Annotated in this window: 23 protein-coding genes; 10 read left to right on the top strand and 13 right to left on the bottom strand. The window is 72.6% G+C overall.

Annotated features, from left to right (window positions below; genetic code table 11):
• Positions 1-72 precede the first annotated feature (72 nt).
• The 5 genes from ACH4MY_RS13235 to ACH4MY_RS13215 form a co-directional block, all read right to left on the bottom strand.
• Positions 73-270, bottom strand: coding sequence for a hypothetical protein (locus ACH4MY_RS13235; protein ID WP_398001795.1), 198 nt, complete (start codon positions 268-270; stop codon positions 73-75).
• Positions 271-384: 114 nt separating this feature from the next.
• Positions 385-3,594 carry an SAV_2336 N-terminal domain-related protein gene (locus tag ACH4MY_RS13230; protein WP_398001792.1) on the bottom strand — a complete coding sequence of 1,070 codons (3,210 nt, stop codon included), beginning with the start codon at positions 3,592-3,594 and terminating at the stop codon, positions 385-387.
• Positions 3,595-3,601: 7 nt separating this feature from the next.
• On the bottom strand, positions 3,602-4,618 hold the full coding sequence (locus ACH4MY_RS13225; protein ID WP_398001790.1) for an AAA family ATPase: 1,017 nt from the start codon (positions 4,616-4,618) through the stop codon (positions 3,602-3,604).
• Positions 4,619-4,739: 121 nt separating this feature from the next.
• A complete protein-coding gene (locus ACH4MY_RS13220) occupies positions 4,740-6,785 on the bottom strand; it encodes a trypsin-like peptidase domain-containing protein (RefSeq protein WP_398001787.1) in 2,046 nt (681 codons plus the stop codon).
• Complete coding sequence (locus ACH4MY_RS13215; protein WP_398001784.1) at positions 6,782-7,276, bottom strand: CU044_2847 family protein; 495 nt, start codon at positions 7,274-7,276, stop codon at positions 6,782-6,784. Before ACH4MY_RS13215 ends, ACH4MY_RS13220 begins: the two co-directional genes overlap by 4 nt.
• A gap of 94 nt (positions 7,277-7,370) precedes the next feature.
• Between ACH4MY_RS13215 and ACH4MY_RS13210 the strand changes: the two genes are divergently transcribed.
• Positions 7,371-7,556 carry a DUF6104 family protein gene (locus ACH4MY_RS13210; RefSeq protein ID WP_010061466.1) on the top strand — a complete coding sequence of 62 codons (186 nt, stop codon included), beginning with the start codon at positions 7,371-7,373 and terminating at the stop codon, positions 7,554-7,556.
• Between the two features lie 33 nt (positions 7,557-7,589).
• On the opposite strand, the gene ACH4MY_RS13205 is transcribed toward ACH4MY_RS13210, so the two are convergent.
• The gene (locus tag ACH4MY_RS13205; RefSeq protein ID WP_398001781.1) at positions 7,590-8,420 is read right to left on the bottom strand and encodes a hypothetical protein; all 831 of its coding nucleotides are present in this window, start codon (positions 8,418-8,420) and stop codon (positions 7,590-7,592) included.
• A 150-nt stretch (positions 8,421-8,570) separates the two neighbouring features.
• On the opposite strand from ACH4MY_RS13205, the gene ACH4MY_RS13200 reads away from it, so the two are divergent.
• Together ACH4MY_RS13200 and ACH4MY_RS13195 are read left to right on the top strand one after the other, a co-directional pair.
• Positions 8,571-9,446 (top strand): DUF4097 family beta strand repeat-containing protein, encoded by an 876-nt coding sequence (locus ACH4MY_RS13200; RefSeq protein ID WP_398001778.1) that lies wholly within the window; start codon positions 8,571-8,573, stop codon positions 9,444-9,446.
• Position 9,447: 1 nt separating this feature from the next.
• Positions 9,448-10,347, top strand: a complete 900-nt coding sequence (locus ACH4MY_RS13195) for a helix-turn-helix transcriptional regulator (protein ID WP_398001775.1) — start codon at positions 9,448-9,450, stop codon at positions 10,345-10,347.
• Positions 10,348-10,368: 21 nt separating this feature from the next.
• On the opposite strand, the gene ACH4MY_RS13190 is transcribed toward ACH4MY_RS13195, so the two are convergent.
• The 3 genes from ACH4MY_RS13190 to ACH4MY_RS13180 form a co-directional block, all read right to left on the bottom strand.
• Complete coding sequence (locus ACH4MY_RS13190; protein ID WP_398001773.1) at positions 10,369-11,799, bottom strand: cellulase family glycosylhydrolase; 1,431 nt, start codon at positions 11,797-11,799, stop codon at positions 10,369-10,371.
• 90 nt (positions 11,800-11,889) lie between these two features.
• Positions 11,890-12,855: a zinc-binding dehydrogenase gene (locus ACH4MY_RS13185; RefSeq protein ID WP_398001770.1), complete on the bottom strand. Its 966-nt coding sequence runs from the start codon at positions 12,853-12,855 to the stop codon at positions 11,890-11,892.
• 189 nt (positions 12,856-13,044) lie between these two features.
• Complete coding sequence (locus tag ACH4MY_RS13180) at positions 13,045-14,256, bottom strand: NADP-dependent malic enzyme (RefSeq protein WP_398001767.1); 1,212 nt, start codon at positions 14,254-14,256, stop codon at positions 13,045-13,047.
• Between the two features lie 537 nt (positions 14,257-14,793).
• On the opposite strand from ACH4MY_RS13180, the gene ACH4MY_RS13175 reads away from it, so the two are divergent.
• The 3 genes from ACH4MY_RS13175 to ACH4MY_RS13165 are packed head-to-tail and all read left to right on the top strand — an operon-like array spanning position 14,794 to position 17,512.
• Positions 14,794-15,768 (top strand): ABC transporter substrate-binding protein, encoded by a 975-nt coding sequence (locus ACH4MY_RS13175; protein WP_398001764.1) that lies wholly within the window; start codon positions 14,794-14,796, stop codon positions 15,766-15,768.
• Between the two features lie 29 nt (positions 15,769-15,797).
• On the top strand, positions 15,798-16,748 hold the full coding sequence (locus ACH4MY_RS13170) for an amino acid ABC transporter permease (RefSeq protein WP_398001761.1): 951 nt from the start codon (positions 15,798-15,800) through the stop codon (positions 16,746-16,748).
• Entirely contained in the window at positions 16,745-17,512 is a 768-nt protein-coding gene (locus ACH4MY_RS13165) for an amino acid ABC transporter ATP-binding protein (RefSeq protein WP_398001758.1), read from the top strand. Before ACH4MY_RS13170 ends, ACH4MY_RS13165 begins: the two co-directional genes overlap by 4 nt.
• A 122-nt stretch (positions 17,513-17,634) precedes the next feature.
• On the opposite strand, the gene ACH4MY_RS13160 is transcribed toward ACH4MY_RS13165, so the two are convergent.
• Positions 17,635-18,384, bottom strand: a complete 750-nt coding sequence (locus ACH4MY_RS13160; protein ID WP_398001755.1) for a class I SAM-dependent methyltransferase — start codon at positions 18,382-18,384, stop codon at positions 17,635-17,637.
• A gap of 94 nt (positions 18,385-18,478) precedes the next feature.
• On the opposite strand from ACH4MY_RS13160, the gene ACH4MY_RS13155 reads away from it, so the two are divergent.
• A complete protein-coding gene (locus ACH4MY_RS13155) occupies positions 18,479-19,108 on the top strand; it encodes a CGNR zinc finger domain-containing protein (RefSeq protein WP_398001752.1) in 630 nt (209 codons plus the stop codon).
• On the opposite strand, the gene sodX is transcribed toward ACH4MY_RS13155, so the two are convergent.
• Positions 19,012-19,446, bottom strand: coding sequence for a nickel-type superoxide dismutase maturation protease (gene sodX / locus ACH4MY_RS13150; RefSeq protein ID WP_398001749.1), 435 nt, complete (start codon positions 19,444-19,446; stop codon positions 19,012-19,014). The two genes, ACH4MY_RS13155 and sodX, sit on opposite strands and share 97 nt — an antisense overlap.
• Before the next feature lie 162 nt (positions 19,447-19,608).
• On the opposite strand from sodX, the gene sodN reads away from it, so the two are divergent.
• A complete protein-coding gene (sodN, locus tag ACH4MY_RS13145) occupies positions 19,609-20,004 on the top strand; it encodes a superoxide dismutase, Ni (protein WP_030320908.1) in 396 nt (131 codons plus the stop codon).
• A gap of 104 nt (positions 20,005-20,108) precedes the next feature.
• Positions 20,109-20,495, top strand: coding sequence for a VOC family protein (locus ACH4MY_RS13140; protein ID WP_398001747.1), 387 nt, complete (start codon positions 20,109-20,111; stop codon positions 20,493-20,495).
• Between the two features lie 48 nt (positions 20,496-20,543).
• On the opposite strand, the gene ACH4MY_RS13135 is transcribed toward ACH4MY_RS13140, so the two are convergent.
• Positions 20,544-21,017 (bottom strand): GNAT family N-acetyltransferase, encoded by a 474-nt coding sequence (locus tag ACH4MY_RS13135; RefSeq protein WP_398001744.1) that lies wholly within the window; start codon positions 21,015-21,017, stop codon positions 20,544-20,546.
• Positions 21,014-21,982 carry a LysR family transcriptional regulator gene (locus ACH4MY_RS13130; protein WP_398001742.1) on the bottom strand — a complete coding sequence of 323 codons (969 nt, stop codon included), beginning with the start codon at positions 21,980-21,982 and terminating at the stop codon, positions 21,014-21,016. The genes ACH4MY_RS13135 and ACH4MY_RS13130 overlap by 4 nt, the downstream gene beginning before the upstream one ends.
• A 186-nt stretch (positions 21,983-22,168) precedes the next feature.
• On the opposite strand from ACH4MY_RS13130, the gene snpA reads away from it, so the two are divergent.
• Positions 22,169-22,813, top strand: a complete 645-nt coding sequence (gene snpA / locus ACH4MY_RS13125; protein WP_398001740.1) for a snapalysin — start codon at positions 22,169-22,171, stop codon at positions 22,811-22,813.
• Positions 22,814-22,877: the final 64 nt, after the last annotated feature.

The following is a 22,877-nucleotide window of genomic DNA, read 5'->3' as shown; positions in this document are numbered from 1 at the left end:
GACCGGCAACCGGTCGTCGATACGGCCGAAAACGATCGCCCCGTACGGACGTCGGGCGAGGCGACCCGGCCGTCAGCCGACGAACTCGTCCTCGGTCCAGGACGCGACGAGATCCGAGGGACGGAGCAGCACTCTCTCCACCGCCGCCCCGAGGGCGGCGTCGTCCATGACCCGCAGGGTCCGCAGGTCGACGGTCGCGAGATCGGACAGATGCGATGACCGGACGGCATCCCGCCGGACACCCGTCGCCCACCCCGTGCGCTGGCACACTCCCGGCTCCTCCTCACCGACGCTGTCCCCCACGGTCGTAGCGGTGCGGCGGTTCTTCCCGACCCCAGGAGACCGGAAACCCATACGATTCAACTGCCCCCATGTGCGCCCCCGTTATCCAGCCGTCCAGGACCACCACGGAGGCATGACGAGACGGCGCTCCTCGGACGTGAGCGGTACCCCTTCCCGCGCCCCGGCGCTCTCCACCCCCGCGAGCAGTGCCCGGGTCCGCTCCACGTCGTCCCAGTCGACCTCCACCAGCTCTCCCGTGAGGCGCCGCCACCGCGCGGTCGCCGCGAGCAGCACCGTACGGGCCCGCGCCGGGCGGCCCATCAGGACGAGCACCGCCCCCTGGGCGTGCAGCGCGCGGGCGCCGGTGACCGTGCCCGGGTCCTCGCCGTGGGCGGTGCGGGAGTCCTCCCCGGCGTTGCGGTACGCGGCGAGGGCTTCGCCGATCACCCCGTCCCGCGCGGTTTCGGCCAACTCCAGCCGGACCCGCCCGAGCTGCAGCCACACCTCGGCGCGCTCGCCCGGGTCGTGGGTGCCCCGGAGCGCCTGTTCGAGGACGTGGCGGCTCTCGAAGAGGTCGGGCAGGAACCCGGCGCGGTGGAAGCGGAGCGCGAGGACGCTGCCGATCAGGGTCCGCGCCCTGGCCCGCTCGGGCGCTCCGGCGGGCATCCGGGTGAGGGCCTCGCGCAGGACGCCTTCGGCGCGGTCGACCGGCGCCGTGCCCGTCCCCGCCGCGGCACGGCGCAGCAGCGATCCGCCCCAGGCGAGCAGGAGCGGGCCGCGCTGCTCGCTGTCGGCGGGGGCGAGCAGGGTGGCCTCCTCGTACGCGGCGTCGGCGGCGGCCCCGTCGCCCTCCCTGTCGTACAGCCGGGCGCGGGCGGTGGTGAACCGCAGCCGGAGGGCGCGCGCGTCGCCCAGGAGGGGTTCGGCGCGGTCGAGGACGAGACCGATCCGGCCCGGGGCGGCCTCGGCGAGGTGGAGGGCGTCGGCGAGGTCGAGGAGGGCGGCGGCGCTCTCGTGGAGGGTGAGCGCGGCGGTGAGCTCACCGGCCGCCTCCTCGCCGTCACCCCGGGCCAGGAGCAGCCGGCCACGGCGCAGATGGAGGGTGTGACGCGCGGTTTCCGGCCAGCGGTCGGCGTCCTCGGCGAGGGCGGTGAGGGCCGCGTCGAGGTGCCCGGTCTCGTCGGTGTCCCGCCACAGCGCGTGGTGGACGACGGCGAGTTCGAGCCTGGCCTCGGCCCATGCCTCCTCGCCGGTCCTGGCGAGTTCCCCGGCCCGTACGAGGGTGTCGGCGGCCCGGCCGAGCAGCTCGGGACGGCGGCCGGTGCGCCGGGCGGCGGCGGTGCCCGCCTCGGCGTACAGGGCGCGGGCGAGGACGATCCGGGCCTCGACCGGTTCGGCCGGGAGGGCCGCCTCGGCCCGCTCGCGCGCACCGGCCAGGAGGGCCGGATCGGACTGGCCGCGGCCCTGTGCGAGGAGACGGCGGGCTTCGGTGAGCGGGTCGGGTGTGACGAGGTCGGGGTGGTAGAAGCGGAGTACGCGCGCGGGGATACGGGCGAAGAGCTCGGTCTCGGCACCGTCGGGCCCCAGGGGCTCGTCGGTCGCCTCGGTCTCCTCGGGGAGGTCGGCGGCCCGGCCGTGCTTCCGGCCCGTCGCCCGGCCGCCTCCGGTCCCGCCGCCGGTCCCGCCGCCGGTCCCGCCGCTCGTCTCGGTCTCGGCGTCGGCTCCCGCGAGGCGAGCGGCGGCGAGCGCCGGGAAGTTGCGCATGCCCTGGCCGAAATTGCGCTCCACGTACGCGGAGCAGTGCTTGAGGACGAGGGCGGCGGCGCTGGGGTCGAGGGAGCCGAGGAAGTGCTGCTGGATGCCGGGCGGATAGCTGAAGCAGGGGTACGGGGTGGGGCCGGGCAGCCGTCGGAGCAGCCCGCTCAGCAGAACCTCGGCGAGCTCCATGGGGCCGGTGTCGGGCAGCATGGCGCGCTGGACGAGCTGCATGACGGGCAGCGTCAGCGGGGCCGCCGCGAGATGGACGGCGAGCCGGAGCGCGCCGGGGGACGCTCCGGCCCGGAAGGCGCGCAGGAGGTCGTCGTCGCTCCGGGGGGCGCGGGGGGTCCTCGGGGCGCGCGGCTCCGCCGGTTCGGGGGTGAGCCAGGCGGCCCAGCCGCGGACGGCGTTGCCGCCGTGCCCGGTGTGGAGCCGGGTCCAGGAGGCGAAGGCCTCGGGGGTGGGGGTGAGCACGGGGACGGCCCGGCGGCCGGGGACGAGGGGGCCCCAGGGTTCGTCGTCGGAGCGGAAGGCGGTGTGGCCGCCGGGGGTCGCGGAGCGCTGGAAGACGCCGGGTTCGGCGGGGAGCGCGGTACGGGGCCAGAGGCGCGGCGGCAGGGGCTGGACGAGGGCGAGCGGGGAGTGGCGGGGCCACTGGCGCAGGAAGCGCTGGGCGGCGCCGCGCTGCCAGAGGGGCCCGACGCAGTCGCTGACGACGAGGGTGAGCCGGCGGCCGGTGGGGTCGTGGAGCTGGTCGACGGGGCGCAGCCGGGGGCGGCCGTCGGCGCCGGAGGTGGTGGTGACGAGCGGGGGGCCTTCGCCGGTGTCGTACAGACGGTGCACCTGGACGTCCCGGAAGGCGCCGGACTGCTGGCAGGCCTGGCGGAGTTCCTCGACCATCCTGCTCCAGACGACCATGGCGGGTCCGGTGTCCATGAGGAGCTGGATGTCGGGGCGGCGGCCGGCGGCGGGGCGCATGACGGGGGTGAGGATGCCGGCGGCGGCGCTGCGTTCGGCGGTGGCCTCCTCGTCGAGGGTCCCCTCGCCGGGGCGGTGCGGTGCGAGGGCGTAGGCCCGGAGGGGACGGAGGGCCTTCTGGAGGCCCAGGAGTCCCGGGAGGGCGTTGGCGCCGGGGGCGCGGACGGGCAGGGTCGCGCCCCGCTCCGTACGCCGTGGGCCGTGTGTGGCGCCGGGCCCGGTGACTCCGGCGGTGCCCGTGGCACCGGCGGCCCCGGTGACTCCGGTGGCCATGTGGAGGGAGACGGACTCGCGCGCGCCCGCGTGCCCGGCGGTCGCTCCCCCGCGTAAGGCGCCGGTCTCGCCCCGGTCGGGGTCCCGCCGGTCGCCCGAACCGTCCCCGGCCGTCCCCGGCCGGCGGTCGGCACCCGGCCGCTCCGCCCCCGCGGATCCCGCGCCCTCGGGCTCCTCCCCTTCCGAGGAAGGGCCGGGGAGCCACCGGGACAGCCACAGGGCGTCCGCGATGTCCTCGGCGGTGGGGTCCTGACCGCCGGCCCGCAGTCTGCGGGTGAGCTCCTCCAGATGCATCCGGTGCATCCGTCCGTCACCTCGGCTGATCGAGCGGTTGCATGAGCATGTCGGCGATGCGTTCCCTGGTGACCCGTTCGGCACGGGAGGCGTGCTGGGTCAGATAGAGGGCGTTGAGGAGCTGGTCGGTGGCGATCACCTCGCCGGGCTCCCGGTTGAGGAAGCGCTGCACCAGCCCCTGCTCCCCCTCCCCCGCGGCGGTCTCGGTCCCGAGGTGGGCCTCGATCATGGCGCGGAGCTGCTCCTCGCCGGGCGCTTCGAGCTCCAGCCGGATGCAGCGGCGCAACAGGGCGGCGGGGAAGTCCCGTTCGCCGTTGGAGGTGAGGACGATGAAGGGGAAGGTCGTGCAGCGGACCCGCCCGCCGATCACCGCCACCTTGCGGCCGTCGTCGCTCAGCACCTCCACGACGGGCTCCCGGTCGGCGAGCCGCTCCAGCTCGGGGATGGCGAACTCGCCCTCCTCCAGCGCGTTCAGGAGGTCGTTCGGCAGATCGAGGTCGCTCTTGTCGAGCTCGTCGATGAGCAGCACCCGGGGCTGGTCGGAGGGGAGCAGCGCGGTGCCGAGGGGGCCGAGCCGGATGTACGAGCCGATGCCGGCCGGGGCCGCCGCGGCGGAGCCCGGCGATCCGGCCTGGGCGCGCTCCAGTTGGACGTCCTGGAGACGTCCGATGGCGTCGTACCGGTAGAGACCGTCCTGGAGGGTCGTCCGGCTGACGATCGGCCAGCGGAGCACCCTGCCGAGCCGCAGCTCGTGGGCGACGGCGTGGGCGAGGGTGGACTTGCCGGTGCCGGGGTTGCCGGTGACGAGGAGCGGGCGCCGCAGGTAGAGGGCGGCGTTGACGGCGTCGGTCTCGGCGGGCCGGGGGTGGTGGTTCTGGACGAGTCTGCGCTTGACGCCGAGCCTGCGGTCGGAGCCGGCCAGGGTGTCGTCGGCGCTGCCGGCCGAGAAGTCGCGCCAGGGCGGCGGGGCGGGCAGCCGCTGTATCTCGTCGTGCGGAAGACCGGCACCACGGTAGATCCGCCAATCGTTCACGATGGACTCCTCCTGGCTGTGGTGTCGATGCCGGGCCCGTCGACCGTACCGCCCGGGGGCGGGGCCTGCCGATGGCCTAATCGGACGGATCGCGGGGCCGTCGTCCCGGTGCCCCCTCCGGTCACTGCTCCCCCTCCCCGAGCAGGGGCGGGGCCTCCAGACGGCCACCGTGCGGCGGCCTGTCCGGCGGGTCGAACAGGAGGGCGATGCTCTCGGCCCACGCGTACGCGGCCCGCGCCTCGGGCCCGGCCGCCCGGTCCGTCGCACGGGTGCGCAGGGAACGGACCGGCCCGCGGACGTCCCAGGCGGCGAGGGCCGCGGAGAGCAGCCGGTCGGCCCGCTCGTGGAACTCCACGCAGTCGGTGTGGTCGTGGGCGCCGGTCCGCCAGAGGGCGAACGGATGCCCGGCGGCGAGGGCCGCGTTCATCGCCATCAGCCCGTCGCCGCTGCCCACATGGCCGCAGTAGACCGGGACGGTGCCGCCCTCGGCCTCCCGCAGCCGGTCGTACGCCTCCGCCCAGGTCTCCCTGCGCACCCGCGGGGTGTGGGCGTCCGGGCCCGCGCCGGGCACCTCGGCGCGCAGCGGGGCCGCGCGGAGCGGCCCGCGCTCCGCCGCCTCCCAGCGCTCGCGCCACTCCGGGGCCGGTTCCCGGTCGTGGCGGCGGGCGTCACGGATGACGACGATGCGGCGCTGGCCGAGGGTGGGCGCCCAGGCGTCGTCGGGGCCCTGGGGCGGTTCGAGCCGCCAGGTGTCGAGGGGTTCGTCGAAGAGCTCGCGCGGCAGCACCGCCTCCACGGCGGCCAGGTGCGGTCCGCTGTCGCCGCGCCGCAGGGCGTCCGCGAGCGGTTCGCGCAGGGTCTCCCTGAGGCGGGCCCGCTCGACGCCCCGGTCGTCGCAGTGGAGCGGGCTCACGGTGTGCCCGTCGAGGAGGAGCTTGACCCGCCAGGGGTAACTCCGGCCCCAGCGGGGGGTGTCGATCTCCAGGAGGACGTCGGCACGCGCGCGGGGTTCGCGTACGGAGAGGGGCGCGGGCCTGCCGGGGCTGACGAGCCGGTCGATCTCGCGCCGGAGGTGCCGGTCGGCGTCCCCCGACTCGTCGACGATCCAGCGGGTGAGTCCCACGGTGTCGGCCCGCTCGCCGTACCGTCCGCCGACGTGCCGGACGACATGCGCCGCGTACAGGAGCACGGCGTCCAGGTCGAGGTCGCGGACACCGTCCCTGCGGGGCGCCCGCAGGCCGCGCAGCAGCCCGGCGCCCTCGCTCCAGGTCCGCGGGTCGTCCTCCAGGGCGTCCGGCAGGTCGTCGTCCCTGATCCAGGCCTTGACCTGGTCGATGAGGTCCATGATCTCGCCGGGCGCGGTGGGCGCGGGCAGCTCGGCGAAGTGCCCGTACAGCTGGGTGCGCGGCCCGGGGCCGACGCCCTGCGTGCCGGTCAGCTGCCGCTGGGCGCGGGTCCAGTCGGGCCGGTCGTCCAGCGAGCGGTAGCGGGCGAGGTGGTACCGGTCGTGGGCGCGCAGTGCCTCGCCCATCGCCTCGCCGCCGGGGAGGTCGTGCAGCGCGCGCAGCGCGGTGACGGGGACGACGGCGCCGCCGTCCCGCCCACGCCCTTTGTTGAGGCCGACGACGGCCCCCTGCTGGTGGTCGACGACGGGGCCGCCGGAGCAGCCTTCGACGGGCATGACCCAGTCGGTGACGAGGGCCTTGCCGTCGCTGCCGATCAGGGTGCCGTGGACGTGCCGGATGCCGAGCTCGCCGGTCTCCCGTGACCAGCCGTGGAGTCCGACGGAGGTCGGCGGGACGGGCGGGCGCTCGCTGAGGCGCACGCAGGACGCCTTCTGCGCGCCGGACACCCGGACGAGCGCGAGGTCGGGGAAGGCCCATCGGTCCGGCGGGTCGTCGGGCCGGTCGGGGCGCGGCAGGGCGAGGACGACGGTGCCGGTGGTCTCCCGGGTGGTCTTGCCGTCCTCCCAGGTGATGCCGACGGCCGGCTCGCTCCTCCACACCGCGCTTCCCCCCTCGGCCACGACATGGGCGCAGGTCAGCACCCAGCCGGGGGCGATGAAGAAGCCGGTGCCCCAGTACCGGTCGCCGTGCGGGTCATACCCGTGCCCGGGGGCCGCGATGCGTACGAGTGCGGGGCGCACGAGAGCGTCGAAGGCGCTCATGCGGTGCCATCGGCCGCCGGGTTCTGTTCCCGGCCTTCGCCGGGGGCCGGATCGGGTGCGGTTCCGGACGTCGGCACCGGTGCGGAACCGGGGGCCGGGCCCGACGCGGGCCCCGACGTCGGCGCCGGTGCGGAATCCGCCGCCGGTGCGGAATCCGCCGCCGGGCCCGGTTCGGTCCAGGTCAGGGAGACGTTGACGGAGGCCTTGCCCGAGCCGTCCGCGAGGACGCCGATCACCTTGCCCGACTGGGCCGCGAGCTCGATGCCGAAGCTGACGGCGACCTCCACCGGGCCCTGCGGGTCGAGACCGGCGCGCAGCGAGCCGACGACCCCGCGCACCACGTCCGTGAGCCCGCCGGCCATCGAGACCACCCGGTCCCTGACGCCGGTGTCCTGGAAGCCGCCGCCCCTGCCGAGTTCCTGCACGTCACCGACCCGGGCCCACACGGGCGTGCCGTCGTCCAGCCGAATCCGAGCGATCCCGTGAGTCACAGCGCCCCCGCTCCCCGAAACGATGATGAGGAAGGCTAGTCGGTGGGGCCGACGGGCGACAGGGGACGTCGGGGGTACGGCCTATCCTGATCGCATGTACTTCACCGACCGTGGCATCGAGGAACTGGAGAAGCGGCGAGGCGAGGAGGAGGTCACCTTCGAGTGGCTCGCCGAGCAGCTGCGGACGTTCGTCGATCTCAACCCCGACTTCGAGGTGCCGGTCGAGCGCCTCGCGACCTGGCTGGCCCGTCTGGACGACGAGGACGACGAGGACGAGTAGGTCGCGTGTGAGGGGGTGATCCCGCGCGCGGGGTCACCCCTCCCGCAGCCGGTCGTAGACGAGACCGAGCGCGCCGTGGGCGGCGAGCAGCGCCCCGGCCGCCGCCCAGCCGCCGCTGCGCCGGCCGATGCCCCAGAGCAGCAGCGGCACCCCTGCCGCGAGCTGCGCGCCGCCCAGTGCGCGTGCGCTGGCACCGTGCAGACAGGGGCCGCGCAGGTACGGGCCCAGAGGGCCGCCCTCCACGACCTCGATCTCCGCCCGTACGGCATCGCGCCAGCCGGACCATTCGAGCTGCTCGGCGCCCTGGGCCAGGGCCACGGAGCGGAGCCGGTCGGCGCTCTCGCCGGGGAGGAGCCCGGTCGGCAGGGCGAGTCCGGCGCGGCCGAGGACGGCGACGACGCCGAGGAGCCGGCTGGGGGCGTCGGCGTCCGGATCGGGCTGGGTGAGGGGTTCCAGGGCCTGGACGTCCAGGACGGGGTCGAGCGCCAGCCGGGCGGCGAAGGTGCGCATGGCCTCGTCCTCGCCGACAGGGGTGCCGTCGGCGAGCCAGGTGTAGCCGACCGTGCGGCGGAAGCCGGCGGCGAGGGTGAGTCCGGCCCGGTCCCGGTCCCACCAGAGCGCGACGACGGGCCAGCCGGCGGCCGAGACGGCGAGGGCGGTGGCCCAGCCGGTGACGACCTGTTCGACGGGCTCCCCGCCGTGGAGCCAGGGCTTCCCCTCCGGTACGAGCACGCTCCAGTCGTCGCCCGCGGGGGCGAGGAGCAGCTGCTCCCTGAGCAGCTGGGCGGGTGGCCGGACCGCCGGGGGATCGGCACGGCAGAGGAGCAGCGCCCCGACGGGGTTCGGTCCGGATGTCGCGTTCATGGCCCCTACGCTAGGCCAATTTGTCCGTGTACGAGGGTAATTGCCCCCACCCTGTCAGGGGAGAGTCAGGGTTGACTTCGCTTCACCGCGATATATCGTGTTCTTCGAGAGACGCGATATGTTGCGTTGCCGAAACGGGAGGTCAGCACCATGACAGAGTGGTCCGTCACCGAGCCGACGAAGCTGTCACCGGCCGACCCCGTGACCCGTCTGCGGGTCCGCATCGTCAACGGCACGGTCAACGTGGTGGGGACGGACGAGAGTTCCGCCCGGGTGGAGATCTCCGAGATCGAGGGCCCGCCGCTTCTCGTGTCGCAGGACGGCTCCACCCTGACCGTGGGATACGAGGACCTCCAGTGGAAGAGCGCCCTCAAGTGGCTCGACCGCAAGGAGTACCGGCGCCGGGCCGTCGTCTCCGTCGCCGTCCCCGCGGGGGTCGACGTCGAGGTGGGCGTGGTCGGCGCCGAGGCCGTGGTCACCGGCATCACCGGCCGTACGGAGGTGCGCGGCCTCTCCGGCGACACCACCCTCCTCCGGCTCTCGGGCCCGGTCCGCGCCGAGAGCGTCTCGGGCGACCTGGAGGCCCAGTCGGTCACGGGAGCGCTCCGGATCAACTCCGTGACCGGCGACGTGACGGTGATCGAGGGCGCGGGCGCCTCCGTCCGGGCCGAGACCGTCAGCGGCGACATGGTCATCGACCTCGACCCCGCCGAGCTCGACGGACCGCCCGCCGACATCCGGCTCGCCAGCCTCTCCGGCGAGGTCGCCATCCGGCTCCCGCACCCGGCCGACGCCCGGGTCGAGGCGAGCACCACGAGCGGCTCCGTGTCGAACGCCTTCGAGGACCTGCGCGTGGCGGGCCAGTGGGGCACCAAGTCCGTCACCGGCACCCTCGGCGCGGGCCGGGGCACGCTCAAGGCGACCACCGTCTCCGGCTCCATCGCACTGCTCCGCCGCCCCGACCCGGCCGAGGACGGCGACTCCACCCCCTCCCCCACCCCCTCCGCGACCGGAAAGGTGCTCTGACATGCCGCCCGTCTTCGCGCACGGCCGCCTCCGCCTCTACCTGCTCAAGCTGCTCGACGAGGCCCCGCGCCACGGCTACGAGGTGATCCGCCTCCTGGAGGAGCGCTTCCAGGGGCTCTACGCCCCCTCGGCCGGCACGGTGTACCCGCGGCTGGCCAAGCTGGAGGCCGAGGGCCTCGTCACCCACGCCAGCGAGGGCGGCCGGAAGGTCTACTCGATCACCGACGCGGGCCGCGCGGAACTGGCCGGACGCGGCGCCGAACTGGACGATCTGGAGCGGGAGATCCGCGAGTCGGTGTCGGAGCTGGCGGCGGAGATCCGCGACGACGTGCGCGGCGCGGCCGGCCGGGTGCGCAACGAGATGCGTGCGGCGGCGGGCCGGACCCGCACGGCGGAGTCCTCCTCGTTCGCCGACGCCAAGGAGGAGCTGCGCCGGGTCGGGCAGGAGTGGAAGGAGCAGGCCCGCCAGGCCCGCGCCGAGGCGAAGTCCGCCCGCAGCCAGGCGAAGGAGTTCCAGCGGATCGCGCAGCAGGTCCAGGAAGAGGTCCAGGACCGGTTCTCGCGGGGCGACTGGCCGAAGGGGGTCTGGGAGGGCCTCTCGGACATCACGGCCCAGCTCGGCGGACTGGTGGCGGGCACGACCCACCCCAAGGCCGCCGGCCAGGACTCACCGTTCACGACGGCCCCGGCGGGCGAGGTGCCGGAGTGGGCGCGGGACACCGAGGGCTCGGGCGACCCGGCCCGCGACCTCGACCGGCTCCTCGACCGTTTCCGCGACGAGATCCGGGACGCGGCCCGTGACCACGGCGTGAGCCGGGAGCAGCTGGCCGAGACCCGCGAGCAGCTGTCGAAGGCGGCCGTCCGGATCACGGGCCTGCTGCGGTCACGGCCCGGAGCATGACCGCGGCCGCCCTGCCGGGGCTCACCCCCGGGTGACGGTCACCGTCACCCGGGCGCCCGGGACGGCGAGGACCCGGGCCCGGCCGGGGGACGTGCGGAAGACCAGCGCCCCTCCCCGGGCGGTCACCCGCCAGTCGCCGGGCGGCAGGGCGAGTTCGGTGACCCGGGAGCCCCGGCGCCCGGCGGAGTCGTACGAGAGGCGGTAGACCCCGGCCGCCGGGTCGTAGGCCGCGGAGCGCACGGTGCCCGCGACCGCCTCCGCGTACGGCTCGGCGGTGAGCTCCTTGTTCGTACGGAACGCTCCGGTGCCGTCCACGGCGCAGTAGCCGCCGCCGTAGCACCACTCCCAGCCGGCGAAGCCGGAGCCGTAGCGGCCGAGCGAGGCCATGGCCTCGCGGTAGAAGCGGTTCATGTTCGGCCGGGAGTTGTCGAGCGGTCCCCATTCGCCCACCACCACGGGGACCTTGTACTCCTTCGGGTACAGGGTGACGGCCTTCTCGTAGTTCTCGATCCAGCCGGCCGTCGGGTCGTAGTCCCCGCCGGCCTCCATCGCTGCGTTGTAGAAGTGCGGGGCGTAGACGATCTTCGGATCGTCGATCCGGCCGAGCCCCGTGGGCACGCCCTCGCCCACGATGGGAGTCGGCTCGACGAAGATCCAGCTGTCCTCGTCGACGGAACGGACCGCGTCCGCGACGCGGTTGTACATCGGGGTGATCTGGTCCCGTTCGATGCGCCGGGCGCCGGTCGCCAGGTCCTCGCCCTCGCGCAGTTCGCCCATCGGCTCGTTGATCAGGTCGTAGCCGAGCACGGCCGGGTGGTCCTCGAAGCGGTCGGCGAGCACCCGCCACATGCGGGCCTGCGCCCGCCGCAGGTCCTCGTCCTCGTACAGATGGGTGAAGGCGCGCTGCACGGCGGGCTCGAAGTACTCGGAGAACCAGTCGTCGGGGTGCGGCGTGAAGGGCAGTCCGTCGGTCCTGGTCGCCCAGGCGGGCACGCCTCGGTGACCGAAGGCCGGCCCGAAGACGTCCTGGTGGGCGTCGAGGACGACCTTGACGTCGTGGCGCTCGGCCCAGTCCAGGACCCGTTCGACCTTCCGCAGGTACGTCTGGCTGTAGCGGCCGGGGCTGGGCTCCAGGTCATCCCAGAAGACGAGCAGTCGGGCGAAGCCGAAGCCCTTGGCCCGCATGTCGCGGAAGTGCTTCTCGGTGACGCCGGAGAGTGCGGCGTCACCGCTGTGCGCCTTGTCCCCGACGTTCCAGCCGCGCAGGGTGAGGGTGCGGCCCCGGGAGTCGGTGAGGGCGGGTATCGCGTCCGCGCCGGTCTCCGTGCGGGCGGCGGTCTCCGCGCCGGTCTCCTCGCGGGCCGCGGCGGTCGGGGCGGTGGGGGCGAGCAGCGAGGCGGCGAGTGCGCCCGCGACAAGGGCGGTTCGCCAGGCATGAGTGGTTCGCGACAAGGTGGACCTCCGGCACGACGAGGTGAGCATTGTTCACGTTTCCCGTGCCGGAGATCCCATCAGTACTACTGACGAGTCATCAAGAGGTCGTCACGAGGTCTTCAGGACGATCTTTCCGAAGAGTTCGCCGGAGGCCATCCGCTCGAAGCCCTCCCGTGCCCGGTCCAGCGGCAGGACCTCGTCGACCACCGGCCGGACACCCGTCGCCGCGCAGAAGGACAGCAGGTCCTCCAGCTCGTCCTTGGAGCCCATGGTCGAGCCGACGACCTTCAGCTCCAGGAAGAAGATCCGGGTCAGCTCGGCGTGCGCGGGACGGTCGCCGCTCGTGGCGCCCGAGATGACGAGCGTGCCGCCCGGTCGCAGCGACTTGACCGAGTGGGACCAGGTGGCGGCGCCGACGGTCTCGATGACCGCGTCCACCCGCCGCGGAAGCCGGGCGCCCGGCTCGAAGGCCTCGACGGCGCCGAGCTCGACGGCCCGCTTGCGCTTCTCCTCGTCACGGCTGGTGGCGAAGACCCGCAGGCCGGCCGCCTTGCCGAGGGCGATCGCCGCGGTGGCGACACCGCCGCCCGCGCCCTGCACGAGCACCGAGTCCCCGGGACGTACGCCGGCGTTGGTGAAGAGCATGCGGTACGCGGTCAGCCAGGCGGTGGGCAGACAGGCGGCCTCCTCGAAGGAGAGCTCCTTCGGTTTGGGCAGCACGTTCCAGCGGGGCACGGTCACCCGCTCGGCGAAGGTGCCCTGATAGTGCTCGGTGAGGATGGACCGGGGCTCGTCGGGTCCGACGCCGTGACCCGTCTGGCCGATCACGGAGTGCAGGACGACCTCGTTGCCGTCCTCGTCGATGCCCGCGGCGTCGCAGCCGAGGATCATCGGCAGCTTCTCCTCGGGCAGCCCGACCCCGCGCAGCGACCACAGGTCGTGGTGGTTGAGCGAGGCGGCCTTGACGGTGACGGTCGTCCAGCCCGGCCGCGCCTCGGGTTCCGGGCGTTCGCCCAATTCGAGGCCGTTCAAGGGCTGGTCGCGGTCGATTCGGGCAGCGTAGGCAGCGAACATGGCCCCGACCCTAGGGCGCGGCGGACGGGCAGCGGAACCACACCACGGTGTGACCCATGTCGCCGACCGTACGAACCGGGCACGCGGAAGGACCCGTACCCCGGTACGCGAAAGGGCCTCGTCCACCGGGTACGCGAAAGGGGCCCCGTCCCGGTGCGGAACGAGGCCCCCCGGCGTACTCACCACGCGTCAGCGGCGGGCGACGCCCTCCGCGCGGGCGGCGGCGGCGACCGCGGCCGCGACGGCCGGGGCGACCCGCTCGTCGAACGGCGACGGGATCACGCAGTCGGCGGCGAGCTGGTCGCCGACGACGTCCGCGATGGCGTTGGCCGCGGCGATCTTCATGCCCTCGGTGATCCGGGAGGCCCGGACCTGGAGCGCGCCGGCGAAGATGCCGGGGAACGCGAGGACGTTGTTGATCTGGTTCGGGTAGTCCGAACGGCCGGTCGCCACGACGGCCGCGTACTTGTGCGCGACGTCGGGGTGGACCTCCGGGTTCGGGTTGGCCATGGCGAACACGAAGGCGTTCTCGGCCATGGACGCGACGGCAGCCTCGGGGACCGTGCCGCCGGAGACGCCGATGAAGACGTCGGCGCCGGCGAGGGCGGTCTCCAGGGAGCCGCTGAGGCCCGCCTTGTTGGTGAGGTCGGCGAGCTCGCGCTTGACCGGGTTGAGGTCGTCCCGGTCGCGGCTGACGATGCCCTTGCGGTCGGCGACGGCCACGTCGCCGAGGCCGGCCTCCAGGAGGAACTTGGCGATGGCGACGCCGGCCGCACCGGCGCCGGAGATGACCGCGCGCAGGTCGCCGAGGGTCCGGCCGGTCAGCTTCGCCGCGTTACGGAGGGCGGCGAGGGTGACGATGGCGGTGCCGTGCTGGTCGTCGTGGAAGACGGGGATGTCGAGGCGCTCCTGGAGCTTGCGCTCGATCTCGAAGCACCGCGGCGCCGAGATGTCCTCCAGGTTGACGCCGCCGAAGGACGGGGCCAGCCGGACGACGGTCTCGACGATCTCGTCGGTGTCGGTGGTGGCGAGCGCGATCGGGACCGCGTCCACGCCGCCGAACTGCTTGAAGAGGATGGCCTTCCCCTCCATGACCGGGAGGGAGGCCTCCGGGCCGATGTCACCGAGGCCGAGCACCGCCGTACCGTCGGTCACGACGGCGACGACCTGGGACTTCCAGGTGTAGTCGTTGACCAGGTCGGGCTGCTCGGCGATCGCGGTGCACACCTTGGCGACGCCGGGCGTGTACGCGAGGGACAGGTCGTCCTTGTTCCGGACGGGGACGGTGGCCTGAATGGCCATCTTGCCGCCGCGGTGGAGGGCGAAGACAGCGTCGAAGGGCTCCTCCGGAGCCCCTTCCGTACCACTGTCATTGCGAGGATTGACGATCTCCGCTGCCATTGGGTTGACCCCTTAAGTCTGCTTCATTTGAGGGTTGGCCGCTCCTGGTGTGGAGCGGTGGGCGGGTCCCGCGGCCGCCGTGTCTGGTAGCCGCGCGGGCGCGCCGCACAACGCGCCCTGAGCCCCGGATGAGGGGTGTAAGGATCCTTCTTACCGGACGGACGGCACCGCAGACGAGTCCATATCCGCTCGGTGACGCGACTCATACCGAGCGCATCCGGACACGGACGGAGGGCGACACGTCACCCCATGTCCATATAGGTGCTTCAAGCACCCGATTGGCGGCCTTCGTGTCGTCCGAATGGCGAGATTTACAGGAAATTCTTCGGCGGCGTGGAAGGGATCCAGCAGAAGATCCGGCCCTGATGTACCGGCCTGTTGGCATTCGGGGGTCACCCGTTATCCGATTTTGACATCCATGGCCGTCGGTTTGAGGCGGTCCGAATGGCAAGATGCCGTAATCACACGAGGTCACGACACTCGAAGAGACGTACGTGACCACCTGGCAACTCCCTCACACGCCGGAGGAACCCGATCATGACCGCACGCTCCACGCGCCGCACGACCGCCAAGACCCGCACCACCCGTCTTGCCGCGGTCGCCGCCATCGCGGTCGTCGGCTCCGTGCTGCTGACCGCCTGTGGCGACCAGACCGAGGGCGGCTCCGCCACCCCGACGAAGAGCGGCGACTCCGCGTCCGGCAACGCCAACGCCGCCCCGCTCTTCTCCAAGCTCCCCGCCGACATCCAGAAGGCCGGTGTCATCAAGGTCGGCACGGATGCCTCGTACGCTCCGATGGAGTTCACCGAGGGCGGCAAGATCGTCGGTGTCGACCCCGACATCGCCGCGGCCCTGGGCAAGCAGCTCGGCGTCGACTTCCAGTTCACCTCGGGCACCTTCGACGGTCTGATCACCTCGGTCTACACCGGTCGGCAGGACCTGATCATGTCCTCGATGACGGACAACAAGAAGCGCCAGGAGGGCCTGGACGACAACGGGAAGAAGATCGGCAAGGGCATCGACTTCGTCGACTACTTCAGCTCCGGCGTCTCCCTCCTGGTCAAGAAGGGCAACCCGCAGGGCATCAACTCCCTCGACGACCTCTGCGGCAAGACCGTGGCCGTCCAGCGCGGCACGATCTACGAGGACACCTTCAAGGCCCAGGCCACGAAGTGCGGCGCCAACAAGCCGACGATCCAGGCCTTCGACACCGACGCCGAGGCCCAGACCCGCGTGAAGGCCGGCGGCGCCGTGGCCGACCTCAACGACTACCCGGTCGCCGCGTACATCGCGAAGACCTCGGGCGGCGGCAACGACTTCGAGGTCGTCGGCAGCCAGAGCGACGTCGGCCTCTTCGGCATCGGCGTGTCGAAGGAGAACACCCAGCTGCGCGACGCCGTCAAGGACGCGCTCGACGCGATCATCAAGGACGGCACCTACGCCGATGCCCTGAAGAAGTGGGATGTCGAGGACAGCGCCGTCAAGTCGGCCACCGTCAACGCCGGCAAGTGACCTCCCCGCTCCACTGAAGGGCAGTCGTCATGACTGACAAGATCAACAAGGACCCGGCCGCCGCTCCGGCCGGGCCCGGCGCCTCGGGCTCCCCGTACGAGGCGATCAAGGCCATCCCCGTGCGGCACTACGGGCGCTGGGTCAGCGCCGTCGTGGTCGTCGCGCTGCTCGGCTGGCTCGTCTACGCCTTCTCCCAGGGCAACATCATCTGGGACACGGTGTGGGACAAGGTGTTCGACCCGTCCGTCCTCGACGGCCTGGTGAACACCGTGATCATCAGCGTCAGCTCGATGGCACTCGGCCTCGTCCTCGGCATCGTCTTCGCCGTGATGCGGCTCTCCAAGAACCCGGTGACGGGCGCGGTCGCCTGGCTCTACATCTGGTTCTTCCGCGGCACCCCGGTCTACGTCCAGCTGCTGGTCTGGTTCAACCTGTCGCTGATCTTCCAGTACATCAACCTCGGGCCGATCTACAAGAACGAGACCGTCGACGTCATGACGCCGTTCATGGTCGCGCTGCTCGGTCTCGGCCTCAACGAGGGCGCCTACATGGCGGAGATCGTCCGGGCGGGCATCCAGTCGGTCGACGAGGGACAGACCGAGGCCGCTCACGCCCTCGGCATGTCGCAGACGAAGACCATGGGACGGGTCGTCCTTCCGCAGGCCATGCGGGTCATCGTGCCGCCGACGGGCAACGAGTTCATCAACATGCTGAAGACCTCGTCACTGGTCTCGGCCGTGCAGTACACCGAGCTCCTGCGGGCCTCCTCGAACATCGGCAGCACAGCCGGTGCGGTGATGGAGATGCTCTTCGTCGCCTCCATCTGGTACCTCGCCCTCACCTCGGTGTTCAGCGTCGGCCAGTACTACCTGGAGCGTCGTTTCGCCCGCGGTTCGCTGCGGAGCCTGCCGCCCACCCCGTGGCAGCGGGTCAAGACAAACCTGATCACGTTCAAGCGTTCTCCGGAGGGGTCGCGATGACCGGCCAGCCCATGGTCAAGGCCGAAGGCGTCCACAAGTCCTACGGCGCGGCCCACATCCTCCGGGGCATCGACCTGGAGGTCCGCAACGGTGAGGTCTTCTGCCTGGTCGGCCCGTCCGGCTCCGGCAAGTCGACCTTCCTGCGCTGCATCAACCACCTGGAGCGCGTCGACGGCGGCCGCCTGTCGGTCGACGGCCAGCTGGTCGGCTACCGGGAGAAGAACGGCAAGCTCTACGAGCTGAAGGACAGCGAGGTCGCCGTCCAGCGCCGCGACATCGGCATGGTCTTCCAGCGCTTCAACCTGTTCCCCCACATGACGGCCCTGGGCAATGTCATGGAGGCCCCGATCCAGGTCAAGGGCGAGTCCAAGGCGGTGGCGCGCGAGCGCGCCGAGCGCCTCCTCGACCGGGTCGGCCTGGGCGACAAGATGGGCAACTACCCGTCGCAGCTCTCCGGCGGCCAGCAGCAGCGCGTCGCCATCGCCCGCGCGCTGGCGATGGAACCGAAGCTGATGCTCTTCGACGAGCCCACCTCGGCGCTCGACCCGGAGCTGGTCGGTGACGTCCTCGACGTCATGCGGGACCTCGCCGAGTCGGGCATGACGATGATCGTCGTCACCCACGAGATGGGCTTCGCCCGTGAGGTCGGCGACTCGCTGGTCTTCATGGACGGCGGCGTCGTCGTCGAGTCGGGCAATCCGCGCGACGTCCTCGGCAACCCCCAGCACGACCGGACGAAGGCCTTCCTCTCGAAGGTCCTCTAGCCCGGACGGGAACGGGAGAAGGGGCGGTACGGGATCCCCGTACCGCCCCTTCCTCCGTACCCGGACAGCCCCTTCCTCCGTACCCGGACGACCCCTCCCCCGTACCCGGGGCCGCCCTCCGGCTACTTCACGGCGAGGAGCAGCGTGTCGGAGGGCGACGCCCAGACGGCCCTGGCCTCGCCGAAGCCGGCGGCGCGGAGGGTGTCGGCGTGCCAGCGCGGGGAGGGGGTGTCGCCGTCGGCGTGCTCGCCGTAGATCTCGAAGCGGCGGGCGGTGGGCCCGGCGAGGACGGGGTCCTTGCCTGCGAGGGCCCACCACTCGGCCCAGTCCAGGACGCCGCCGGTCCTGGCGCGGTCCATGACGGCGTGGCGCTGTGCCCGCTCGGCGGCGTTGATCCGGGGGGTGGCCTCGTCGATCATGTGGTCGGCGTTCATGAAGACGCCGCCGTCGCGGACGAGACCGGCGACCTGCCCGTAGAGGGCGGTCAGGGGCTCGCTGTGGAGCCAGTGGAGCGCGGTGGCGGTCAGGACGGCGTCGTACGAGTCGTGGGGCAGCCCGGCGGCCCACGCGGGGTCCTTGAGGTCGGCGGTCACGAAGGTGACGCGCTCGTCGCCGGCGAAGTACCCCTCGGCGATGGCGAGCAGGGCCGGGTCGAGGTCGACACCGGTGGCGGTCGCCTCCGGGAACCTCTTGAGGAGCCGATCCGTGATACTTCCCGTACCGCACGCGAGGTCGAGGACGCGGGGCTTCGGTCCCACCAAGGCCTCGACCATGTCGAGCATCACCCGGAACCGCTCCTCACGGTCCGGCATGTACCACTCCTGCTGACGGTCCCAGCTCTGCTGCCAGCCCGCCCAGTCGGTTCCGGTCATCGCCGCTCCTCCCCCTCTTCGTAATACCCTCGAAGGGGAAACAGCCGTTACCCCTTCCGACCGAGACACTAGCCCGCCGGAGTAAGGACTACAAGTGGAACTGGCCTATTACTCGGATTACGCCGTGCGTCTGGTCAACACCGAGGAGCCGGCCCGCAACAAGGACGCCCTGACCTCCGTCGAGGTCATCCGCGAACTCTTCGGCCCCGCCACCCAGATGGCCCGCCGGGCCACCGACTCCGACGTGACCCGGTTCCGCGGGGTACGCACCCGGCTGCGGGCGGTCTTCACCGCGGCCGACGAGGGCGACCACACGGGCGCCGTCGACCTGCTGAACTCCCTGCTCCTGGAGTTCCCGGTCAGCCCCCAGATCTCCGGGCACGACATCCTCGACGAGGACGGCCGGCCCCGGTGGCACATGCACCTCGCCGACCACCCCTCGAACGCGACCGCGGGGTACGCCGCGATCGCCGCGATGGGGCTGGCCTTCCATCTGACGGAGTTCGGCGCCGATCGGCTCGGCCTCTGCCAGGCGCCGCCCTGCCGCAACGCCTACCTGGACACCTCCACCAACCGCTCCCGCCGCTACTGCTCGGACCGCTGCGCGACGCGCGCCAACGTGGCCGCCTACCGGGCCCGCAAGCGCCTGGAGGCCGACCGGCCGGACCCGACGGGCCTGAGCGCCGAGAACAGCCAGGAGAGCGTCACCCCCGGCGACCGCTGACGCCCCGGCGTCACCGGCCGGTACCGCGCCCGCACCCGCCCGAGAACCAGCTCGGGCGGCACCGCACCGAAGACCCGGCTGTCGCCCTCGGCGTCCGGGTTGTCCCCCAGCACCCACCAGCCGCCGTCACGTCGCTCGATCAGCCGCTTCACGATGAGCAGATCCTGTTGGAGCGGATGCCTCAGTACGGCCACACAGCCCGGCCGCAGCCGGCCGCCGTAGTGCACGAGCAGCTGGTCGCCGTGGAGCAGCGTGGGCACCATCGACACCCCCGTCACCTCGGCGATCCCGAACGGAGGCCCGGCCTCCGCCACCCGCTCCCGCCCCGATTCCCTCATCCGGCACCTCCCGGTCCGCTCGCGCGTGCACTCGTCCACTCGTACACGAGTCCCATGGTGACCCTGGACTTTTGACCTAAGCCCCAGGGGGCGCCCGCGAAAACGCCCTTCTCACCGAGTAATGTCCCACCTGAGAAGACGATCACGAGGAAGGACGGCTCAATGCTCTCCCGCCTGTTTGCCCCCAAGGTGAAGGTCAGCGCCCACTGCGACCTCCCGTGCGGCGTGTACGACCCGGCCCAGGCCCGCATCGAGGCCGAGTCGGTCAAGGCTGTCCAGGAGAAGTACCAGGCGAACGAGGACGCGCACTTCCGCGCCCGCGCCACGGTCATCAAGGAGCAGCGCGCGGAGCTCGCCAAGCACCACGTGTCGGTGCTCTGGAGCGACTACTTCAAGGCCCCGCACTTCGAGAAGTACCCCGAGCTCAACCAGCTGGTCAACGACACCCTGAAGGCCCTCTCGGCCGCCAAGGCGTCGACGGACCCGAAGACGGGCGAGAAGGCGCTGGAGCTCATCGCCGAGATCGACCGCATCTTCTGGGAGACGAAGAAGGCCTGACCTTCTCTTTTCCCGCCCGAAGGGGTACGGCCGCCATCCGGCGGTCGTACCCCTTCGGGCTTTCCCGGCGCAATTCGGATGTAACGGCAGAAGGGTGACGCCCCATGCGCGTCAAGGCTTTCGACCACCTGGTGCTCAACGTGACCGACATAGAGGCGGCGCTGGCGTTCTACACCGGCCCCCTGGGCCTCGCGCCGGAGCGCGTCGAGGAGTGGCGGGCCGGAAAGGTGTCCTTCCCGTCGGTACGCATCGACGGGAGCACCGTCATCGACCTGTTCGCCCGTCCGCGGGGCGAGTCCAACGTGGATCACATCTGTCTGGTCGTGGACCCCCTCGACTGGCAGGAGGTCCTCGACTCCGGGGTGTTCGACGTCGTCGAGGGTCCCGTTCCGCGCTGGGGCGCCCGTGGTTCGGCCCAGTCCGTCTACGTCAGGGACCCGGACGGGAACACGGTCGAGCTGCGCTGGTACCCGCAGGACGCCGAGGCGTAGGGAGACTCCGCCGCGCCGCCACCGCGCACGGCCGCCCCAGGGCGCCGCTCAGGCCGTCGGGAGGCTGTAGCGGCGCTTCTCCTTCGACGTGGCGCCCAGACGGTCGTAGAAGCGGATCGCGTCCTCGTTCCACTCCGGGGTCTGCCACTGGATCTCCGCCAGGCCGAGGCGGCTCGCCTCCGCGCGGACGGCCGCCATCAGGAGCGGCCCCAGGCCGTGGCCCCGGGAGGTCCCGGTGAGGTAGAGGCAGTCCATGTGGAGGTACTCCGCGCCGTCCCAGGTGGAGAGCTCCGGCGCGCAGCTCGCGTAGCCCGCGAGGGTGCCGTCGGGGAGGACGGCGACCAGACAGCGGAGGCGGGGCGGTTCGGGACCGAAGAGGAGGCGGGCCAGACGGTCGGCGAGGCCGGGCGCCGGAGGCTCCGCCTTCTCGTACACCGCGTGCTCGACGATGAGTTCCACGACCCGCGGCAGGTCCTCCGGGCGTGCGTGTCGGACCTCTGCCCGTACCGGGTGTTCGCTCATGCCGTCATCATGCACGGTCCCACCGACAGCTCCGCCGTCGTCCCCTGCCGGCGGAGCCACTCGCGGTACGGCGCCGCCCGCAGGGCCACCTCCCGGTAGGCCGCGGCGAGTTCCGCGTACAGCGTGTCCAGGGGCGCCCCGGGGCGCGCGTACAGCAGCAGCCGGACCGCCAGGGGGTCGCCGTGCAGGGGGCGGATCGCCATGTCCTCGCGCGGGCCCGAGGTCGGCTGACAGGGGGCGACGGCCTCACCGAGGGCGATGAGCGCGGCCGCCGTGTGGTAGTCGCCGTGCAGCAGCGGCGGGTCGATGCCGGCGGCGCCCAGGACCCGCCGGAGCCCGTCCCATTCGCCGTCCACGGTCGGGTCGACCATCCAGTGGTCGGCGGCCAGGTCGGCGAGGTCCACCACGGGCAGTGCGGCGGCCGGATGGTCGCGGGCCATGGAGATGAACTGCGGCTCGCGGGCGACCAGGACCCGCCCCTTGAGCCCCTCGGGAACCCGCAGCGGGCAGCCCTCCACCTCGTGCACGAAGGCCACGTCGAGCCGGCCGGCGGCGACGGAGCGGAGCAGTGCGTTCGCGGAGACGTCCATCCGGAGGCCGATGTCGGTGCCGGGCAGTCGCTGGCGGAGCCGGCGCAGCCAGCCGGGGAGGGCCCGGCTGGCCGTGGAGCCGACGCGGAGCCCGAGTCCGTCGGTGCGGGCGGCCGCCGCCCGGGTCTCGGTGACGAGCGCCGCCATGTCGGCGACGAGGGGGCGGGCCCGGCTGAGCAGGGAGCGGCCGAGCGGGGTGGGGCGGCAGCCGGTGCGCCCGCGGGAGAAGAGCTCGGCGCCCAGCGAGTTCTCGATGCGGCGCAGCTGCGTGGTCAACGAAGGCTGGCTCATGCCAAGTTGGCGGGCCGCCTTGTGCAGACTGCCCGTGTCCGCGATGGCGCAGAGCGCGCGCAGGTGTCTCACCTCCAGATCCATGCCCCGAGGGTAGGGCGACGCCCTGAGTCGCACCAGACACCCGGAACCCCTCAATCACCTTTCATTGCAAGGCAGTTGGCGACCCCCGGGCAGGGTGATGCGGTGGGGCTATCGGTGGTTGACATCATCCGCACACGCCCCTGCTCCCCCGAGACTCTCCCCAGTCCCCTACAGGAGGAGCCCCCCATGCGTCACCCCAAGGTCCTCACCTCCGTTCTGACCGCCACCCTCGGTCTCGGCCTCGCCGCCTCCCTCGGCACGGCCCCGGCGGCCGCCGTGAACACCGCCCCCCAGGGCAACGCCGCGGTCGCGTACGCCGGTTCGGCCGAAGACGCCAAGGCCAACAAGGCCTTCTTCGACGCCGTCGTGAAGTCCGTGGCGAAGAAGCGGGCCGCCAACCCCGGCGCGGCCGCCGTCACCGTCGTCTACAGCGCCTCCAACGCGCCGAGCTTCCGCACCCAGATAGCCCGCTCCACCCAGATCTGGAACAGCTCGGTGGCGAACGTCCGACTCGTCGAGGGCAGCAACCCCGACTTCGCCTACTACGAGGGCAACGACTCCCGTGGCTCGTACGCGAGCACCGACGGCCACGGAAGCGGTTACATCTTCCTCGACTACCGGCAGAACCAGCAGTACAACTCCACCCGGGTGACCGCCCACGAGACCGGGCACGTCCTCGGGCTTCCGGACCACTACAGCGGTCCGTGCAGCGAGCTGATGTCGGGCGGCGGCCCCGGCACGTCCTGCCAGAACGCTCAGCCGAACTCCCAGGAGCGCTCCCGCGTCGACCAGTTGTGGCGCAACGGGCTCGCCTCCGCCTTCAAGAGCTGAGTGCGCGACGGAGAAACAGTGCGGCGGCGCCCCCTCCCCGGGGCGCCGCCGTCCTCGTTCTCGG

Origin of the sequence: Streptomyces sp. NPDC017246 (genome assembly GCF_044331325.1) — a bacterium.
In the GTDB taxonomy this organism is placed as follows: domain Bacteria; phylum Actinomycetota; class Actinomycetes; order Streptomycetales; family Streptomycetaceae; genus Streptomyces.
Note: the sequence above shows the minus strand (reverse complement) of the source record. Positions and strands in the feature narration are given on the sequence as shown.

What these genes read in the sequence shown, in the direction of transcription:
- ACH4MY_RS13230 (WP_398001792.1), bottom strand. Translation starts at nt 3,594, where the DNA reads ATGCACCGGATGCATCTGGAGGAGCTCACCCGCAGACTGCGGGCCGGC.
- ACH4MY_RS13220 (WP_398001787.1), bottom strand. Translation starts at nt 6,785, where the DNA reads ATGAGCGCCTTCGACGCTCTCGTGCGCCCCGCACTCGTACGCATCGCG.
- ACH4MY_RS13210 (WP_010061466.1), top strand. Translation starts at nt 7,371, where the DNA reads ATGTACTTCACCGACCGTGGCATCGAGGAACTGGAGAAGCGGCGAGGC.
- ACH4MY_RS13205 (WP_398001781.1), bottom strand. Translation starts at nt 8,420, where the DNA reads ATGAACGCGACATCCGGACCGAACCCCGTCGGGGCGCTGCTCCTCTGC.
- ACH4MY_RS13200 (WP_398001778.1), top strand. Translation starts at nt 8,571, where the DNA reads ATGACAGAGTGGTCCGTCACCGAGCCGACGAAGCTGTCACCGGCCGAC.
- ACH4MY_RS13195 (WP_398001775.1), top strand. Translation starts at nt 9,448, where the DNA reads ATGCCGCCCGTCTTCGCGCACGGCCGCCTCCGCCTCTACCTGCTCAAG.
- ACH4MY_RS13185 (WP_398001770.1), bottom strand. Translation starts at nt 12,855, where the DNA reads ATGTTCGCTGCCTACGCTGCCCGAATCGACCGCGACCAGCCCTTGAAC.
- ACH4MY_RS13180 (WP_398001767.1), bottom strand. Translation starts at nt 14,256, where the DNA reads ATGGCAGCGGAGATCGTCAATCCTCGCAATGACAGTGGTACGGAAGGG.
- ACH4MY_RS13175 (WP_398001764.1), top strand. Translation starts at nt 14,794, where the DNA reads ATGACCGCACGCTCCACGCGCCGCACGACCGCCAAGACCCGCACCACC.
- ACH4MY_RS13170 (WP_398001761.1), top strand. Translation starts at nt 15,798, where the DNA reads ATGACTGACAAGATCAACAAGGACCCGGCCGCCGCTCCGGCCGGGCCC.
- ACH4MY_RS13165 (WP_398001758.1), top strand. Translation starts at nt 16,745, where the DNA reads ATGACCGGCCAGCCCATGGTCAAGGCCGAAGGCGTCCACAAGTCCTAC.
- ACH4MY_RS13160 (WP_398001755.1), bottom strand. Translation starts at nt 18,384, where the DNA reads ATGACCGGAACCGACTGGGCGGGCTGGCAGCAGAGCTGGGACCGTCAG.
- sodX (WP_398001749.1), bottom strand. Translation starts at nt 19,446, where the DNA reads ATGAGGGAATCGGGGCGGGAGCGGGTGGCGGAGGCCGGGCCTCCGTTC.
- sodN (WP_030320908.1), top strand. Translation starts at nt 19,609, where the DNA reads ATGCTCTCCCGCCTGTTTGCCCCCAAGGTGAAGGTCAGCGCCCACTGC.
- ACH4MY_RS13140 (WP_398001747.1), top strand. Translation starts at nt 20,109, where the DNA reads ATGCGCGTCAAGGCTTTCGACCACCTGGTGCTCAACGTGACCGACATA.
- ACH4MY_RS13135 (WP_398001744.1), bottom strand. Translation starts at nt 21,017, where the DNA reads ATGAGCGAACACCCGGTACGGGCAGAGGTCCGACACGCACGCCCGGAG.
- ACH4MY_RS13130 (WP_398001742.1), bottom strand. Translation starts at nt 21,982, where the DNA reads ATGGATCTGGAGGTGAGACACCTGCGCGCGCTCTGCGCCATCGCGGAC.
- snpA (WP_398001740.1), top strand. Translation starts at nt 22,169, where the DNA reads ATGCGTCACCCCAAGGTCCTCACCTCCGTTCTGACCGCCACCCTCGGT.